Below are 15568 nucleotides of genomic sequence, written 5' to 3'. Positions count from 1 at the left end.
TATCTCGGTTAGTCGGTTGGAATATCGCCCACGCGAGCTAGCGTGGGCGATACCTGGATAGCGAGGGAAATCAGCCTGTCTCCACGCGTCGTCTTTCCCAACAAGATCCTGCCCTACCTGCTGGTGGCGCCACAACTCGCCATCACCCTGGTTTTCTTCTACTGGCCGGCCGGTCAGGCGCTTTACCAGTCGATGCTCAGGCAAGACCCGTTCGGGCTGAAGAGCAGGTTCGTCTGGTTTGCCAATTTCCGGAAGGTGCTGGCCGATCCGGCCTACCTCAACTCGATCAAGGTCACAGTAGTGTTCTCTCTTGCGACCGCGATCGTTGCCATGGTTGTGGCCCTGCTGCTCGCGGTCATGGCCGAGAAGGCCGTGCGCGGCAAAGGCCTCTACCGCACACTGCTGATATGGCCTTACGCCGTGGCGCCGGCGATTGCCGGCATGCTTTGGCTTTTCCTGTTCAATCCCTCGATCGGCTCGTTGGCCTATTTGCTGAGAAGCCTCGGCATCGTATGGGACCCGCTGCTCAACGGCACCCACGCCATGATCCTGCTGGTGTCGGCTGCTGCCTGGAAGCAGATCAGCTACAACTTCCTGTTCTTCGTCGCCGGCCTGCAGGCGGTGCCGAAAACGCTGATCGAAGCGGCGGCCATGGACGGCGCCGGCGAAACCAAGCGCTTCTGGACCATCGTCTTCCCGCTGCTTGCGCCGACAACCTTTTTCCTGCTGGTCGTCAACACCGTCTATGCCCTGTTCGACACGTTCGGCATCGTTCATGCCGTCACCGGCGGCGGGCCGGGCAAGACGACCGAGACGCTGGTCTACAAGGTCTACAATGACGGCTTCGTCAATCTGATCCTGGGCGATTCGGCGGCGCAGTCGGTCATCCTGATGGCCATCGTCATTGCGCTCACAGCGATCCAGTTCCGCTATGTGGAACGCAAAGTCCATTACGGCTGAGGGTAGCGATGATCGGCCAGTCCCCGCTCCGCACCTTCATCGCCCATGCCGTGCTCATCCTCGGCATATTGATCGTGGCTTTTCCGATCTACTACACCTTCGTTGCCTCGACGCACACGCTGCAAACGATCCTCAGGCCGCCCCTGCCGCTCTTGCCCGGCGGCCAGCTATGGAACAATTACAGCGAGGCGCTGTTCGGCGGCATCGGTCGTATCGGCGGGGTCAGCGTCGGCAGGCTGCTCCTCAACACCACGATCATGGCGCTCGGCGTTGCGGTGGGAAAGATCTTCATCTCGATCCTGTCGGCCTACGCGATCGTGTTCTTTCGCTTTCCGCTGCGCATGACCTTCTTCTGGCTGATCTTCATCACCTTGATGCTTCCAGTCGAGGTGCGCATCCTGCCGACCTACAAGGTGATGGTCGATCTCGGCATGATCGACACCTATGCCGGCCTGATCGTCCCGCTGATCGCCTCAGCCACCGCAACGCTGCTGTTTCGCCAGTTCTTCATGACCATACCGGGCGAATTGGTCGAGGCGGCGCGTGTCGACGGTGCCGGGCCATGGCGCTTCTTTTTCGATATTCTGGTGCCGCTGTCGCGGACAAACATCGCCGCGCTGTTCGTGATCCTCTTCATCTATGGCTGGACGCAGTATCTTTGGCCGCTGCTCGTCACCAACAGCAACGACATGAATACCATCGTCATCGCGCTGAGAAAGATGGTTTCCTTCGCCGATGCCGACACCCAATGGCACCTGGTGATGGTCACGGCAATGCTGGCCATCGTGCCGCCGATCCTGGTGGTCGTGCTGATGCAACGCTGGTTCGTGCGCGGTCTGGTCGAATCCGAAAAGTGAGAAGCCGATGGCGACCGTGGATCTGAAGGATGTCAGGAAAATCTATCCCAGCGGCGTCGAGGCCGTGAAGGGCGTTTCCATCGCCATTCCCGACAAGGAGCTTTGCGTGCTGGTCGGCCCCTCCGGCTGCGGCAAGTCTACGCTGCTGAGGATGATCGCCGGGCTGGAGACGATTTCTGCCGGTACAGTCGCCATCGACGGCAAGGTGGTCAACGCCATTGGCCCGACCGAGCGCGACATCGCCATGGTGTTCCAGAACTACGCGCTCTACCCACATATGAAGGTCTATGACAACATGGCCTATGGCCTGCGCAACCGCGGCACGCCGAATGACGAGATCGACAGCAGGGTACGCTCGACTGCCAAGGTGCTGGAGCTTTCGGCGCTGCTCGACCGGCGCCCGCGCGAGCTTTCCGGCGGTCAGCGCCAGCGCGTCGCCATGGGTCGCGCCATCGTGCGCAACCCGAAGGTCTTCCTGTTCGACGAACCGCTGTCCAACCTCGATGCGAAATTGCGCGGGCAGATGCGCATCGAGATCAAGAATCTGCAGCGCTCGCTTGGCGTCACCTCGGTTTATGTCACGCACGACCAGCTTGAGGCGATGACGCTGGCCGACATCCTCGTCGTCATGAACGCCGGCCTGGTCGAGCAGACCGGCGCGCCGCTTGATGTGTACGAGAAACCGGCCTCGACCTTCGTCGCTTCGTTCATAGGCGCACCGCCGATGAATCTGCTGGCGCTCACAGGGGCCTCCCCAAGCTCGGTATTGGCGGACGGTACTGTGATTGGCTTGGCGCCTCGACAGGGCAAGGCAGTGACACTAGGCTTTCGTCCGGAGGACGCCGATATCACCTTCGCGGCAGAGGCGCCGGCCGGCGCGCTCGCGCTGCCGGCAACAGTGGAAGCGGTCGAACCGGTCGGTGCCGAAAGCTTTCTCCATTGCGTGGCAGCCGGCAGCCGCATCGTGGTGCGCGTCTCAGGCCGCGCCAGCGCCAAGCCAGGCGACCAATTGCGCGTCGTGGCTAGGTCCGAAAAGCTGCATTGGTTCGATCAGGCGGGCAAACGGGTCGATTGAAGTCGGCCTTGCGCAAAACCGTTCAGGCAAACACATGCGCCTTGCCCGACACGGTCAGCCGGACGATCTCGCCGATCGCCGGCGCGTCCATGCCCGGCTTGCGCAGGATCAACGGCGTATTGCCGATGGCGGCGGCGTCGGGCGGATCGGGGCTGTTCAACAGACGCACCGCGATGGTGCACATCGAGCCGGCGAACTCCGATTCCGTCACCTCGCCGAACAGCATGTCCGGCGTGCCGGACATGCCTTCACGCGATGTGCGTTTCAGCAACACCTGCTCCGGCCGCAGCATGATGCGGGCGACGTCGCGCCGCTCCGAGCTGTCGACAGCGATGCGGCCGAGCGGCGAGATGGCGAAGCCATCGGCGATCCTTGCCGGCAGGACGATGGCGTCGCCAAGGAACTCGGCGACCATCCTGTCCTTCGGCTTGAAATAGAGCTCGCGCGGCGTGCCGACCTGCGAGAATTTGCCGTCGCGCATCACCGCGACCTGGCTGGCGAATGACAGCGCCTCGGCCTGGTCGTGGGTGACCAGGATGGTGGTGATGCCGGCGGTTTCAAGGAGCTCGGCCACGGCCTTGCGCATCGAGGCGCGCAGGCCGGTGTCGAGCGCCGAGAACGGCTCGTCGAGCAGCATCAGCCGCGGCTTCATGGCCATGGCGCGGGCGAGCGCGACGCGCTGCTGCTGGCCACCGGAGAGTTCGTGCGGACGGCGCTTCAGGATACCTTTGTCCAGCCCGACGACATAGGCGAGCTCGGCGATGCGCTCACTGCGCTTTTCCTCGTGACGCCCCATGCCGAAGCCGATATTGGCGGCGATGCTCAGATGCGGGAATAGAGCGCCGTCCTGCGCCACCAGCCCGATGCCGCGGCGATGCGCCGGCACGGCCGTGTCGCCTTCGGCCAGCACCTCGCCATCAAGCACGATGCGGCCCTGGTCCGGCGCCTCGAAGCCGGCGATCAGCCGCAGCAAGGTGGTCTTGCCGCAACCGGACGGCCCGACGACAGCCGTACGGCTGCCGCTGGCCACGCTGAGGTCGACGCCGGCAAGTGCTGCGACCGGCCCGTAGTGCTTGTGGATGCCGCTCAGCTCGAGAAAGCTCATCGCCCGGCCATCCGCTTCGACTGGACGTAGAGCAACCAGGTCAAAGGCAGCGACATCGCCACCATGATCAGGGCATAAGGCGCCGCCGACGCATAGTCGATCTCGCCGCTATAGGACCAGAACGCCATGGCCAGCGTGCGGGTGCCGTTGGGCGCCAGCATCTGGGTTGCGGTCAATTCGTTCATGATACCCAGCGCGACCAACGCCATGCCGGCTGCGGCGCCCGGCGCCGACAGGCGGATGGTCGTCGACCACAGCGCCTTGAGCGGCGACCGGCCGAGGCTGGAGGCGGCGCGTTCGAGCTCGACCGGCGCCTGTGCGATCGACGCCCTGAGGCTAATCAGGGCGCGCGGCAGGAACATCAGCGCATAGGCGACCAGGATGGTGAACAGGGTCTGGTAGAGCGGCATGGCGATACGCACGGCGATGGTGACCAGCGCCAGGGCGATGACAACGCCGGGCAACGCGCCGACGATATAGTTGCAGCCCTCCAGGACGCGTTGCAGCCGCCCCGGCGCGCGGATCGAAATCCACGCCATCGGCATTGCCGCGACGGTGGCGAGCAGCGCGCCGGCAATTGCTAGGAACAGCGTTTGGCCAAGCGCCAGGCCGATCTCGTCGAGCCGCCAGACATCGGCGCCGCCGGCCATGAGCCAGCGGCCGATAGTGGCGAACGGCACGCCGAGCGCCAGCAGCGTGGTAATGGCAGGCAGCAGCAGGCAAGGAATGGTGGCGCGCCCAAGGCCCGTGCGCTGCTGCTGGCGCGCAGCACCCGAACCGACGCGGGCATAGCGCTCCTCGCCGCGCACCAGCACCTCCAGCCCGAGCAGCACAAGGCAGCAGGTCACCAGCACGCCGGCCAGCATGTTGGCGGCGGGACCGTTGAAGGTCGACTGAAACTGGTCGACGATCGCGGTGGTGAAGGTGTCGAAGCGGATGAAGACATAGAGCCCGTATTCGGCCAGGAGATGCAGGCCGACCAGCAGGGAGCCGCCGCAAATGGCGAGCCGGAGCTGCGGCAGCACGACACGCCTGAACACACGCCACGGGCCGAGACCAAGGGCTGCCGCTGCATCCTCGAGAGCGGGATCGAGCCGGCGCAATGCCGCCGCCACCGGCAGATAAAGGAAGGGGAAATAGGCGATGACCGACACAAGCACGCCGGCCCACAGGCCGTGCAGTCTGGGCACCATGGTGACCCAGGCGTAACTGTGGACGAAGGCCGGAATGGCGAGCGGCGCCACCGACAGCCAGGCCCATAGGCGGGCACCCGGCAGATCGCTGCGCTCGGTCAGCCAGGCCAGCATGACCGACAGCACGATCGAGATCGGCACCGCCAACACCACAAGCAGGCTGGTGTTGACCAGAAGTTCGCCGACGCGCGGCCTGAACACCAGCGCCGCCACCGTTTCCCAGCCGGTCTGCACCGCCACCCAGACGATGAAGGCAAGCGGCAGCAGCGCGAAAAGCGAGACAAAGACGGCAGCCAACGCAATCCATGAGACCGACCAACGACGTGCCCGCACGGCCTTGGCGTCGGCCGGCAAGCCTGGGCGTGCGAGATCGATCGCGGATTGCATCAGATCAGACGTTGCGCCAGCTCCGCCCGGAGGCGGAAACGATCGGCGGCGGATAATCTCGCGGGTAGCTTGTGGTCATAGGCAAATGCCATCTTGAAAACAGAGCGCTCCTGTGGAAAGCGAATTCCCACAGGAGCGCAGTCGGTTGCCCTTTTAGGACGAACGCCGGCTAAAGCAAGCCGGCCGCCGTCATCAGGTCGGTCACCTTTTTCGAGTTCAGCGTCGTCGGGTCGACTTTCGGCGCCTGCAGATCGGCCAGCGGCACCAGCTTCGGATTGGACTCGGCGCCCTTGCCGACTGCGTATTCGAACGAATCGCCTGTTTTCAGCACGTCCTGGCCGCCATTGCCGGTGACCCATTTCAGGAAAGCCTGCGCTTCCTTCGGGTGCTTGCTCGAGGCCAGCACGCCGCCGCCGGAAATCGAGACGAAAGCACCGGGATCCTGATGCTTGAAATAGTGCAACTCGACGTTCTTGCTGTTCTCGCCGGTCTTGGCCTGATCGCCGTAGTAGTAATAGTGATAGATCACGCCGCCTTCGACCTCGCCGGCATTGACCGCCTTCATCACCGTGCTGTTGCCCTTATAGGCGGTAAAATTCTCCTTCATCGCCTTCAGCCATTCGGCCGTCGCCGCCTCACCCTTGAGCTGCAGAAGCGCGCTGACGATCGCCTGGAAATCGGCGCCGGAGGGCGAAGCGGCCCAGCGGCCCTTCCAGCTCGGATCGGCGAGATCGAGCAGCGATTTGGGCAGCTGGTCGGCGCTCAGCTTGGTCTTGTTGTAGGCAAAGACGGTGCTGCGCGCGGCGACGCCGACCCATTTGCCGCTCGCCGGCTGGTACTCCTGCGGAACCTGGGCCAGCGTCTCGGTGCCGACCGGTGCGAACAGGCCGGCCGCCTCGACTAATGCCATGGCCGGCGAATTCTCCGTCAGGAATACATCGGCGGGCGAAGCGGTGCCTTCCGCAACGATCTGATTGGAGAAATCGCTGTCGCCGCCATTGCGGACGGTAACCTTGATGCCGGTTTCCTTGGTGAATCCCTCCGCCCAGGCCTTGGTCAGGTTTTCGTGCTGGGCGTTGTAGACGACGATGCCCTCGTCCTCTGCTATTGCCGGGCCGGCGATCAGGCTGATTGCAAGTGCTGTCGCACCGGCAAGGGCGGAAAGAGCATATTTCATGGCGTCGTCCTCGATTTCGATGGTCTTTGGCTTGGCACGCTGCACCTACCAATACCTGACTGGTGCAGTCAACATTGCTGGCCCACTCAATCGCTCAAAAGGAGCAAACTTTCGTGATGCTCAGCTAATTTGCCTTGGACATTATTTCGCCGGCCCCGTAACAAATCAGCGCCGAGACGCGAATATCGGGGAGTGAACTCTTGTGAGCGGCAAGGACGAAGCCGAGCTTTCACGCCTGCTGCGGGCCGCGATCGCCGGAGACGAAAGGGCCTATGCCGACTTTCTGCACCGGATCGCCGCGCTCGTTCGTGGCTTTGCCCGGCGCAAGATCGTGCAGGGCGGGGTGGATCCCGAGGATGTCGTGCAGGAAACCTTGCTGGCCATTCATGTGAAACGACACACCTGGCGCCATGATGCGCCGGTGCTGCCTTGGGTCTATGCAATAGCCCGCTTCAAGCTGATCGATGCGTTCCGGCGGCGCGGTCGGCGGATCGAGATCGAGATCGACGAAATCGCCGAGACCTTTGCCGAGCCGGAATCGGAGACGGTGAGCGAGCGCGACATCAACCGGGCGCTCGACAGCCTGTCGCCGGCACAGCGTTCCGTCGTCTCGGCCGTATCGGTCGAAGGCCGGTCAATCGGTGAGACCGCGGCCAAATTCGGCATCAGCGAGACGGCTGTGCGGGTGTCACTGCACCGCGGGCTTGCCGCCATTGCCAAACGGTTCAGGGCGGGGCGGGAATAACATGAGGACCGAAGATCTCATCAAGGCGCTCGACGCCGATGCCCGCAGCAAGGCGCTGCCGCTAGGCACCGCCTGGTGGCTTGCCTCCGGCGTGGCCATCGTGATCGCGGCCGCGGTTTTCTGGCTGACGATTGGCCCGCGCCCCGACATTGCGATCGCCATGCACACGATGCGGTTCCTGTCCAAATTCGTCTTCACGATTGCTCTTGCCGCCAGCGCCTTTGTCCTGGTGCGTGGGCTGTCGACGCCCGGTGCATCGACCGGCCGGGCGGTGAGCTGGATGGTCGCCGCGCCGCTGCTGGTGATTGTGGCTGTGATTCTCGAACTCTTCGCCGTGCCTGCGTCCGACTGGGGCACGCGCCTGGTCGGCACGAACATGGTCATCTGCATGACCTTCATTCCGTTGATCGGGATCGGCCCGCTTGCCGTCTTTCTCGCGGTGCTGCGCCATGGCGCGCCGACAAGGCCGGTGCTTGCCGGTGCGGCCGCGGGCCTGCTTGCCGGCGGGCTGGCGGCGACCTTCTATGCGGCGCATTGCTTCGACGATTCGCCGCTTTTCGTCGGCACCTGGTATACGATCGCGGTCGCCATCCTTGCCGTGCTCGGGGCGCTCGGCGGACGACTTTATGTGCGCTGGTAGCGAGGCGATCAGCGTGTCGGAACGGGATGCTCGCCGCGATAGTCGTAGAAGCCGCGCCCGGTCTTGCGGCCGAGCCAGCCGGCCTCGACATATTTGACCAGCAGCGGGCAGGGGCGGTATTTCGAATCCGACAGCCCGTCATGCAGCACCTGCATGATCGACAGGCAGGTATCGAGCCCGATGAAATCGGCAAGCTGCAGCGGCCCCATCGGATGGTTGGCGCCGAGCTTCATGGCGGTATCGATGGCGTCGACCGAGCCGACACCTTCATAGAGCGTGTAGATCGCCTCGTTGATCATCGGCAGCAGGATGCGGTTGACGATGAAGGCCGGGAAATCCTCCGAGACGGTGATCGTCTTGTCGAGCTGCTTCACGTAGGTTTTTGCCGCCTCGAAGGTCTGGTCCTCGGTGGCGATGCCGCGCACCAGTTCGACCAGTTTCATCACCGGAACCGGATTCATGAAATGTATGCCGATGAAGCGTTCCGGCCGGTCGGTCTGCGAAGCCAGCCGTGTGATCGAGATCGATGATGTGTTCGTCGCCAGGATGGCCTCGGGGTTGAGCTGCGGGCAGAGCTGGGCATAAATCTTGCGCTTGACCGTCTCGTCCTCGGTCGCTGCTTCGATCACCAGATCGGCGCCCGCAAGGTCGGCCATGACCGGTGCCGCCGAAATGCGCGCCATCGCCTCATTGCGCAGCTTTTCCTCGAGTTTGCCGGAGCCGACCTGACGGGCCATGTTGCCGCTGATCGTAGCGATGCCCTTTTCGATGCGGTCGGGCGAAATATCGTAAACCAGCACCTTATAGCCCGCCAGCGCCGACACATGGGCGATGCCGCCACCCATCTGGCCCGCGCCGATGATGCCGATCGTCTCGATCTTGCTCATTACCCGATCCCGTCGAGGCCTTTGCGGCCCGTTTTTTGTGCAGTGCAAACTAAAAGGGCGGGGCGACTTCGTCTACCCCACCCCTCAGAATTTAATACGCTTTGGCAGAAGGCGTCAAAGCGCCTTTTGCAGTTCCGGCAGAATGACGAAGAGATCGCCGACGAGACCGTAGTCGGCGACCTGGAAGATCGGCGCTTCCTCGTCCTTGTTGATGGCAACGATCACCTTCGAATCCTTCATGCCGGCAAGGTGCTGGATGGCACCGGAGATGCCGACGGCAATATAAAGGTCGGGCGCTACCACCTTGCCGGTCTGGCCGACCTGCCAGTCGTTCGGCGCATAGCCGGCATCGACGGCGGCGCGAGATGCGCCAACCGCCGCACCGAGCTTGTCGGCGACCGGCAGGATGACCTCCTGGAACTTCTCGGAGGAGCCCAGCGCACGGCCGCCCGAGATGATGATCTTGGCCGAGGTCAGCTCCGGACGGTCGGTCTCGGAGAGCTTGTTCTCGACAAAGCTCGACAGGCCGGGATTGGCCGCCGCCTGGACCGTCTCGACCGGCGCGGAACCGCCCTCGGGTGCTGCCTGGAAGGAAGCGGTACGCACCGTGATGACCTTCTTGGCGTCACTGGACTGCACCGTCTGGATGGCGTTGCCGGCATAGATCGGCCGCTTGAAGGTGTCGGGCGACACGACTTCGATGATTTCAGATATCTGGGCGACATCGAGCAGCGCTGCCACGCGGGGCGCGACGTTCTTGCCCGACGAGGTCGCCGGCGCGATGATCGTCTCGTATGGCTCAGCAAGCGAAACGACGAGTGCCGCCAGCGGTTCGGCGAGACGCTCGGTCAGTTCGTCGGCGTCGGCGAGCAGCACCTTGGTGACGCCCTTGAGCTTGGCGGCGGCATCCGCTGCCGGCTTGGCACCTTTGCCGGCAACCAGCACATGCACGTCCGAACCGATCTGCAGCGCCGCCGAAAGCGCCTTGGCGGTCTGGTCGGAAAGCGCAGCGTTGTCGTGTTCGGCAATCAGAAGAATAGCCATGATGTTTTCCTGACTTTCGTCTTCGAGGCTCCTGAAATCCGGTCAGGCCGAGTCGAAAACGGTTGGTTTCGAGAACCGGAGCGGAGCGTACTTCAGTACGTGAGCACCGGAAGCGGAGAAACCGGCCGTTTGCAGGCCGGCCTCATCGGATTTCCTTAGAGCACGCCGGCTTCGTTCTTCAGCTTGTCTACCAGTTCGGCGACGCTCTTGACCTTGACGCCCGCCTTGCGGCCGCCCGGCTCCTCGGTCTTGATCACTTTAAGCCGCGGCTTGACGTCGGCGCCGTAATCGGCAGGGCTCTTCTCGTCGAGCGGCTTCTTCTTGGCCTTCATGATGTTGGGCAGAGACGCGTAGCGTGGCTGGTTCAGCCGCAAATCGGCCGTGACGATCGCCGGCATCTTCAGTTCCAGCGTCTGCAGGCCGCCATCGACCTCGCGCGTCACCGTGGCCTTGTCACCGTCGAGCACGATCTTGGAGGCGAAGGTGCCCTGCGCCCAGCCGAGAAGTGCGGCCAGCATCTGGCCGGTCTGGTTGGAATCGTCGTCGATCGCCTGCTTGCCGAGAATGACAAGGCCGGGCTGTTCTGCCTCGACGACGCCCTTCAGCACCTTGGCGACGCCCAGCGGCTCAGTCTGCTCGTCGGTCTTGACCAGGATGGCGCGGTCGGCGCCCATGGCGAGCGCCGTGCGCAAGGTCTCCTGTGCCTGCTGCGGCCCGATCGACACGACGATGATCTCTTCGGCCTTGCCAGCTTCCTTCAGCCGGATCGCCTCTTCGACCGCGATCTCGTCGAACGGGTTCATCGCCATCTTGACGTTGGCGAGTTCCACCGCCGAACCGTCCGCCTTAACCCGGACCTTGACGTTCGCATCCACAACCCGCTTCACGGGCACAAGGATCTTCATTTGCCTGTCACCTCTTTCACGATAGTCTCTTCACGCTCGTCGGGCGCGCTATAGCAGCGTGCACCTCTTCAGAGTTGTCGAAAGCCGACATTCCGGACGGAATTCTGGTCTTCGCCACGCCAGTAGGGTGGCGCTTCCGTAGTTGCGGCGACCCCGCGCGTCAATATCCGGGGCGCACTCGGATCCTCGGCGAAGCACTCAAATCGGTTCAGTCCGGACCGGAAACGGTCCCCCGGCCCCAGCGCGGCGCCGGCTGCGCAGGTTGTGGGTCGCTTGGCGCCGGCTCCACGGCTACGGGCACCGGACCGGCGACCACGGCCGGCTCCTCGTCTGCGCCGGCGAGTAGCGGTACGCCGCGGCTGCGCAAGACAAGCACCAGCACGGCTCCAGCGATGATGCCGCCGATATGGCAGGCCCAGGAAACCTGATCCTCGCCCCCCTGGGCGAACATGAAGATCTGGAACAGGATCCACAGGATCAGCGGGATGAAGGCCGGGATGCGCAACGGGATGCGCGCGAAGACCAGCACCCATACCTTCACCCGCGGATAAAGGATCAGATAGGCGGCGACCACACCGGCGATGGCGCCCGACGCGCCAATCAGCGGCACCGGCGAATCCCAGGCAACCAGACCCTGGAAGAAAGCGCCGGCGATGGCGCAAAGCAGGTAGAAGACGAGGTAGCGGACATGGCCGAGTGCATCCTCGACATTGTCGCCGAACACCCACAGGAACAGCATGTTGCCGCCGAGGTGGAAGATATCCGCGTGCAGGAAGGAATAGGTCAGATAGCTCAGGCTCTCCGGAATGACGACAAATTGCGGAGCGAGCTCGACGCTGTCATGCACAACCGACGGGATGAAACCGAGGCCCAGCACCGCGGCGTTGGCGAAATCCTCGCCGCCCAGTGTGGTGACAAAGTAGATCAGCACGTTGAGCGCGATCAGGCTGATCGTCACATATTGCAGCTTGATGTGCCGCAGCCGGTTGGTGTCGTAAAGCGGGATGAACATCGGGCCTCTCCCGCTTCCGGCGGATTCAGCGGTTCTTGCCGGGAACCCATAGCACGTCGGCATTTCCGTTGTCATTGACCGCGCGTGCGGCGACGAACAGAAAGTCCGAGACACGGTTGATGTATCTTATCGCCTCGCGGTTGACGTGCTCGTCCGGGTCTTGCGACAGCGCCACCATGATGCGCTCGGCGCGGCGGGCCACCGTGCGGGCGAGGTGAAGGGCAGCCGCTGCCGGCGTACCGCCGTTGAGCACGAAGGATTTGAGCGGCTCAAGGTCCTTGTTGAGGAGATCGATATCCTGTTCGATGCGGTCGGTCTGCGAGGCGATGATGCGCAACGGCTCGTAGTCGAGCGGCTTGCCATTATCGGGGACTGCCAGATCGGCGCCGAGGTCGAAAAGGTCGTTCTGGATGCGGCCGAGCATCGCATCGATCGCCGGATTTACTGCCGCGGTATGAATGCGGGCCATGCCGATGCAGGCATTGGCCTCGTCGACCGTGCCGTAGGCGTCGATGCGAAGGTCGGATTTCAGCCGCCGCTCGCCAGAGCCGAGGCCTGTGGTGCCATCGTCGCCAGTGCGGGTGTAGATCTTGTTGAGCTTGACCACGGGTTACCTCCCGGCTGGTGGCTGCTGCGTCACTTACGAGTGAAATACACCGCCAGCATGATCAGCACCAAGGCCACGAACTGCAACAGCACGCGCGTCTGCATCAGCTTGTTGGAGGTCATGCTGGAGCCGCCGCGCATCATGTTGATGAGGCCGCGGATCAGCACGATCACCACGGCGACCATGACGAGAACGGCGAGGATGTTGAAGACGGTTGCCATGGTGTGTTCCAGTTGGATTGCGTTCAGGCGCGTTTGGCGAGCAGACGGTAGAGTGCCGATGACGGCAGGATGCGTTTAAGGATCGCGCCGATCCTGGCCGGCACAGTTACCACATAATGCGGGCGCGGGCGCCGCGACAGAAGCGCATGGTGCAAGGCGGAATAAACCACCTCCGGCCCGGGCTTCAGCCGCGATGTGCTGCCGCCGGCCCGCAGCCGTTCGAGTTGCGCCGCATAGGCGAGGCGATGAACGGACTTCTCGTGATCGATATTCGCCAGGAACCACGCAAGGCTGTTGCTGGCGATCTTCGATTTCACCGGCCCCGGCTCGATCAGCGAAACATGGATTCCGCTGCCGAGGAGTTCTTGGTAGAGGGACAGCATCAGCCCTTCGATAGCGTGCTTCGATGCCGAGTAGGCGCCGCGGAAAGGCACCGGCGCGAGGCCGAGGATCGACGAGCAATGAACGAGACGACCATGGCCTTGGCGGCGCATCACCGGTACGACACGGCGAGTGAGGTCATGCCAGCCAAAGACATTGGCCTCGAACTGCTGCCGTAAAGCCTCGACCGGCAGGTCCTCGACGGCGCCGGGCTGTCCGTAGGCGCCATTGTTGAAGAGCGCATCGAGCCGGCCGCCGGTCCGTTCCAGCACCGACGCCACCAGCGCCTCGATCGATCCGGGCTCGGTGTAGTCCAGATAAAAGGCCTCGATGCCGTCGGCCTCGAGCGCAGCGATGTCTTCGGGCTTTCGGGCCGTTGCGAACACCCGCCAGCCTTCCTTCTTAAGAGCATGGGCGCAATAGCCGCCTATACCGGAAGAGGCACCTGTGACAATGATGGTGCGCAACTCTTCTCCGGGAGGAATGGTGGTTTGACCTAGGGTTGTCATTTACCGCAAACCCTTCCCATATTCGCGGCGTCGGGACAATCGAAGGGAACGCGGTTCTTGTTGCGGAAGATCGTAGCCCTCAAACGCGTCCTCTACGACGCGCTCGGCCATTTCAACACCGACGACGGCTGGGCAATGGCCAGCCATCTGGCGATCACCGCGCTGATGGCGCTTTTTCCTTTCCTGATCTTCGCCACGACGCTGGCGAGTTTTTTCGGCGCGCAGGCTTTCGCCGACACCGCCGTGCACCTTGTGTTCGACACATGGCCCGAGCAGATCGCCAAACCGATCGCGCGCGAGGTGCTCAACGTGCTTACCGTCCGGCGCAGTGACCTGTTGACCTACGGTATCGTGCTTGCCGGATATTTCGCCTCGAACGGCATCGAGGCGCTGCGCACCTCGCTCAACCGGGCCTATCGTGTCTCGGAAACGCGCGGCATCATCTACCGGCGGGTGCAGAGCATCATCTTCGTGCTGATCGCGACGGCCGGGTTTTTGGCCATCAGCGTGCTGCTGGTCTTCGCGCCATTGCTGGCACGGCTGGCCGAGTCGCATTTCGAATGGATAAAACCCTATATGGGCACGATCACGCTGTGGCGCTACGTCATCGCCTCTGTAGTCATCATCGGCGGCCTGTTCGCCGTGCATTTCTGGTTGCCGGCCGGCAAGCGCCGCCTCGTTTCGATCGTGCCTGGCATCATCTTCACGCTGGTCGGCTGGCTCATCGGGTCGACCATCTTCGCCGCCTATCTCGATCATTTCTCGTCCTATGTGACGACCTATGCCGGCCTCGCCTCGATCATGATCGCCGTCGTCTTTCTCTATATCGTCTCGGCGATCTTCATCCTCGGTGGCGAGCTCAACGCCGCGATCAGCCGCTATTTAGAGGCGCGTGCCCGCGTCGGCGGCTGAGCCGTCGCCAGCCCGACGCCGAGCGTCGCGATCGCCATGCCGGCGATCTGGAGCGGGCTCAAGTGCTCACCGAACAATGCCCAGGCGATGACCGCGGTGACAGCCGGGACGAGGTAAAACAGCGAGGCGACCTTCGACATTTCGCCGTCGCGGATCATCACCATCAACAGGAAGATGGCGCCGATCGACAGCACCAGCACGAGCCAGGCCATGGCGAAGATCAGTTCGCCGTTGACGAGGACCGTTCGGGTCTCGAAGGCGAGCGAGGCCAGAGCCATCACCGATGCGCCGCCGACATATTGCCAGAACGTGGCAGCCACCAGATCGCCGCCGGAAGCAAAGCGCTTCTGCCAGATGGTGCCGGCGCTCATGCCGAGTACCGAGACCAGCGAGGCGCCCAGTGTCTCGGCCGTCACGCCGCCGCCGAGCGCGCCGAGCTTCGGCCAGAGCACGATCACCACGCCGATCAACCCGAGGCCGAGACCGGCCCAGTGGCGCGGCAGGATGGCCTCGCCGAGAAGCCGGCCGGCGAGCACTGCCGTGATCAGCGGCTGCAGGCCGACGATCAGGGCTGAAAGTCCGGCGGGCATGCCCCGGTGGATTGCCCAGAACACGCCGCCGAGATAGATGCCATGCATCAGGATGCCGGCACCGGTCGCGTGCAGCGCCTCATCGCGGGTGGCGCGGCTCGAACCAAGTGCGGCCATCAAAGCGACAAGCAGGATTGCGGCCAGGACAAAGCGCGCGGCCAGGAACGTAAAGGGCTCCGCCCACGGCATGGCATAGCGCGCGCCGATGAAGCCGGTCGCCCACAGGACGACGAAAGAGGCGGGGATGAACCGCTTGAGGCTGTGCATTTCCGGAGGCCGCGATGAATTCGGGTGAGGGATCGACTGCGGCGACTGCTTAATGCCGTTCGGGCCGGCAAGCAAAACCAAACGGTTGATCCAT

The 15568-nt window shown here is 63.4% G+C and carries 17 protein-coding genes; 6 read left to right on the top strand and 11 right to left on the bottom strand.

The features are described 5' to 3' along the window. Positions 1 to 75 precede the first annotated feature (75 nt). The 3 genes from ugpA to ugpC are packed head-to-tail and all read left to right on the top strand — an operon-like array spanning position 76 to position 2892. The gene (gene ugpA, locus NKI67_RS21345) at positions 76 to 960 is read left to right on the top strand and encodes a sn-glycerol-3-phosphate ABC transporter permease UgpA (protein ID WP_023677936.1); all 885 of its coding nucleotides are present in this window, start codon (positions 76 to 78) and stop codon (positions 958 to 960) included. Positions 961 to 968: 8 nt separating this feature from the next. Next, a complete protein-coding gene (gene ugpE / locus NKI67_RS21340) occupies positions 969 to 1817 on the top strand; it encodes a sn-glycerol-3-phosphate ABC transporter permease UgpE (RefSeq protein WP_352570555.1) in 849 nt (282 codons plus the stop codon). 7 nt (positions 1818 to 1824) lie between these two features. After that, on the top strand, positions 1825 to 2892 hold the full coding sequence (gene ugpC, locus NKI67_RS21335; RefSeq protein ID WP_352452447.1) for a sn-glycerol-3-phosphate ABC transporter ATP-binding protein UgpC: 1068 nt from the start codon (positions 1825 to 1827) through the stop codon (positions 2890 to 2892). A 22-nt stretch (positions 2893 to 2914) separates the two neighbouring features. Here the strand turns inward: ugpC and NKI67_RS21330 are convergent, their stop codons facing one another. The 3 genes from NKI67_RS21330 to NKI67_RS21320 form a co-directional block, all read right to left on the bottom strand. Next, complete coding sequence (locus NKI67_RS21330) at positions 2915 to 3997, bottom strand: ABC transporter ATP-binding protein (protein WP_352570553.1); 1083 nt, start codon at positions 3995 to 3997, stop codon at positions 2915 to 2917. Then, a complete protein-coding gene (locus NKI67_RS21325) occupies positions 3994 to 5577 on the bottom strand; it encodes an ABC transporter permease (protein ID WP_352570552.1) in 1584 nt (527 codons plus the stop codon). The genes NKI67_RS21330 and NKI67_RS21325 overlap by 4 nt, the downstream gene beginning before the upstream one ends. A gap of 169 nt (positions 5578 to 5746) precedes the next feature. Next, positions 5747 to 6754, bottom strand: a complete 1008-nt coding sequence (locus NKI67_RS21320; RefSeq protein ID WP_352577252.1) for an iron ABC transporter substrate-binding protein — start codon at positions 6752 to 6754, stop codon at positions 5747 to 5749. 202 nt (positions 6755 to 6956) lie between these two features. On the opposite strand from NKI67_RS21320, the gene NKI67_RS21315 reads away from it, so the two are divergent. Together NKI67_RS21315 and NKI67_RS21310 are read left to right on the top strand one after the other, a co-directional pair. Continuing rightward, complete coding sequence (locus NKI67_RS21315; RefSeq protein ID WP_352570551.1) at positions 6957 to 7499, top strand: sigma-70 family RNA polymerase sigma factor; 543 nt, start codon at positions 6957 to 6959, stop codon at positions 7497 to 7499. A gap of 1 nt (position 7500) precedes the next feature. After that, positions 7501 to 8139, top strand: coding sequence for an NrsF family protein (locus NKI67_RS21310; RefSeq protein WP_352646653.1), 639 nt, complete (start codon positions 7501 to 7503; stop codon positions 8137 to 8139). Positions 8140 to 8147: 8 nt separating this feature from the next. Here NKI67_RS21310 and NKI67_RS21305 read toward each other — a convergent pair whose 3' ends face one another. The 7 genes from NKI67_RS21305 to NKI67_RS21275 form a co-directional block, all read right to left on the bottom strand. Further along, positions 8148 to 9026 carry a 3-hydroxybutyryl-CoA dehydrogenase gene (locus NKI67_RS21305; protein WP_352570549.1) on the bottom strand — a complete coding sequence of 293 codons (879 nt, stop codon included), beginning with the start codon at positions 9024 to 9026 and terminating at the stop codon, positions 8148 to 8150. A 114-nt stretch (positions 9027 to 9140) separates the two neighbouring features. After that, complete coding sequence (locus NKI67_RS21300; RefSeq protein WP_023677946.1) at positions 9141 to 10070, bottom strand: electron transfer flavoprotein subunit alpha/FixB family protein; 930 nt, start codon at positions 10068 to 10070, stop codon at positions 9141 to 9143. 155 nt (positions 10071 to 10225) lie between these two features. Continuing rightward, positions 10226 to 10975, bottom strand: coding sequence for an electron transfer flavoprotein subunit beta/FixA family protein (locus NKI67_RS21295; protein ID WP_023677947.1), 750 nt, complete (start codon positions 10973 to 10975; stop codon positions 10226 to 10228). Positions 10976 to 11183: 208 nt separating this feature from the next. After that, complete coding sequence (locus NKI67_RS21290) at positions 11184 to 11987, bottom strand: rhomboid family intramembrane serine protease (protein WP_352570548.1); 804 nt, start codon at positions 11985 to 11987, stop codon at positions 11184 to 11186. Between the two features lie 25 nt (positions 11988 to 12012). Further along, entirely contained in the window at positions 12013 to 12594 is a 582-nt protein-coding gene (locus tag NKI67_RS21285) for a cob(I)yrinic acid a,c-diamide adenosyltransferase (protein ID WP_023677949.1), read from the bottom strand. A 29-nt stretch (positions 12595 to 12623) separates the two neighbouring features. Then, positions 12624 to 12815 carry a twin transmembrane helix small protein gene (locus NKI67_RS21280; RefSeq protein ID WP_023677950.1) on the bottom strand — a complete coding sequence of 64 codons (192 nt, stop codon included), beginning with the start codon at positions 12813 to 12815 and terminating at the stop codon, positions 12624 to 12626. Positions 12816 to 12838: 23 nt separating this feature from the next. After that, on the bottom strand, positions 12839 to 13705 hold the full coding sequence (locus NKI67_RS21275) for an SDR family oxidoreductase (protein WP_352646650.1): 867 nt from the start codon (positions 13703 to 13705) through the stop codon (positions 12839 to 12841). A 57-nt stretch (positions 13706 to 13762) separates the two neighbouring features. On the opposite strand from NKI67_RS21275, the gene NKI67_RS21270 reads away from it, so the two are divergent. Further along, positions 13763 to 14617 (top strand): YihY/virulence factor BrkB family protein, encoded by an 855-nt coding sequence (locus NKI67_RS21270; RefSeq protein WP_031212039.1) that lies wholly within the window; start codon positions 13763 to 13765, stop codon positions 14615 to 14617. Here the strand turns inward: NKI67_RS21270 and NKI67_RS21265 are convergent. After that, positions 14584 to 15474: a DMT family transporter gene (locus tag NKI67_RS21265; protein ID WP_352570546.1), complete on the bottom strand. Its 891-nt coding sequence runs from the start codon at positions 15472 to 15474 to the stop codon at positions 14584 to 14586. The two genes, NKI67_RS21270 and NKI67_RS21265, sit on opposite strands and share 34 nt — an antisense overlap. Positions 15475 to 15568: the final 94 nt, after the last annotated feature.

The sequence above is a fragment of the Mesorhizobium sp. M0408 genome, from assembly GCF_040321495.1.
Lineage (GTDB): Bacteria > Pseudomonadota > Alphaproteobacteria > Rhizobiales > Rhizobiaceae > Mesorhizobium.
Note: the sequence above shows the minus strand (reverse complement) of the source record. Positions and strands in the feature narration are given on the sequence as shown.

Coding starts and splice junctions, on each gene's coding strand:
- ugpE (WP_352570555.1), top strand. CDS start 969: ATGATCGGCCAGTCCCCGCTCCGCACCTTCATCGCCCATGCCGTGCTC.
- ugpC (WP_352452447.1), top strand. CDS start 1,825: ATGGCGACCGTGGATCTGAAGGATGTCAGGAAAATCTATCCCAGCGGC.
- NKI67_RS21330 (WP_352570553.1), bottom strand. CDS start 3,997: ATGAGCTTTCTCGAGCTGAGCGGCATCCACAAGCACTACGGGCCGGTC.
- NKI67_RS21325 (WP_352570552.1), bottom strand. CDS start 5,577: ATGCAATCCGCGATCGATCTCGCACGCCCAGGCTTGCCGGCCGACGCC.
- NKI67_RS21320 (WP_352577252.1), bottom strand. CDS start 6,754: ATGAAATATGCTCTTTCCGCCCTTGCCGGTGCGACAGCACTTGCAATC.
- NKI67_RS21310 (WP_352646653.1), top strand. CDS start 7,501: ATGAGGACCGAAGATCTCATCAAGGCGCTCGACGCCGATGCCCGCAGC.
- NKI67_RS21305 (WP_352570549.1), bottom strand. CDS start 9,026: ATGAGCAAGATCGAGACGATCGGCATCATCGGCGCGGGCCAGATGGGT.
- NKI67_RS21300 (WP_023677946.1), bottom strand. CDS start 10,070: ATGGCTATTCTTCTGATTGCCGAACACGACAACGCTGCGCTTTCCGAC.
- NKI67_RS21295 (WP_023677947.1), bottom strand. CDS start 10,975: ATGAAGATCCTTGTGCCCGTGAAGCGGGTTGTGGATGCGAACGTCAAG.
- NKI67_RS21290 (WP_352570548.1), bottom strand. CDS start 11,987: ATGTTCATCCCGCTTTACGACACCAACCGGCTGCGGCACATCAAGCTG.
- NKI67_RS21280 (WP_023677950.1), bottom strand. CDS start 12,815: ATGGCAACCGTCTTCAACATCCTCGCCGTTCTCGTCATGGTCGCCGTG.
- NKI67_RS21275 (WP_352646650.1), bottom strand. CDS start 13,705: ATGACAACCCTAGGTCAAACCACCATTCCTCCCGGAGAAGAGTTGCGC.
- NKI67_RS21265 (WP_352570546.1), bottom strand. CDS start 15,474: ATGCACAGCCTCAAGCGGTTCATCCCCGCCTCTTTCGTCGTCCTGTGG.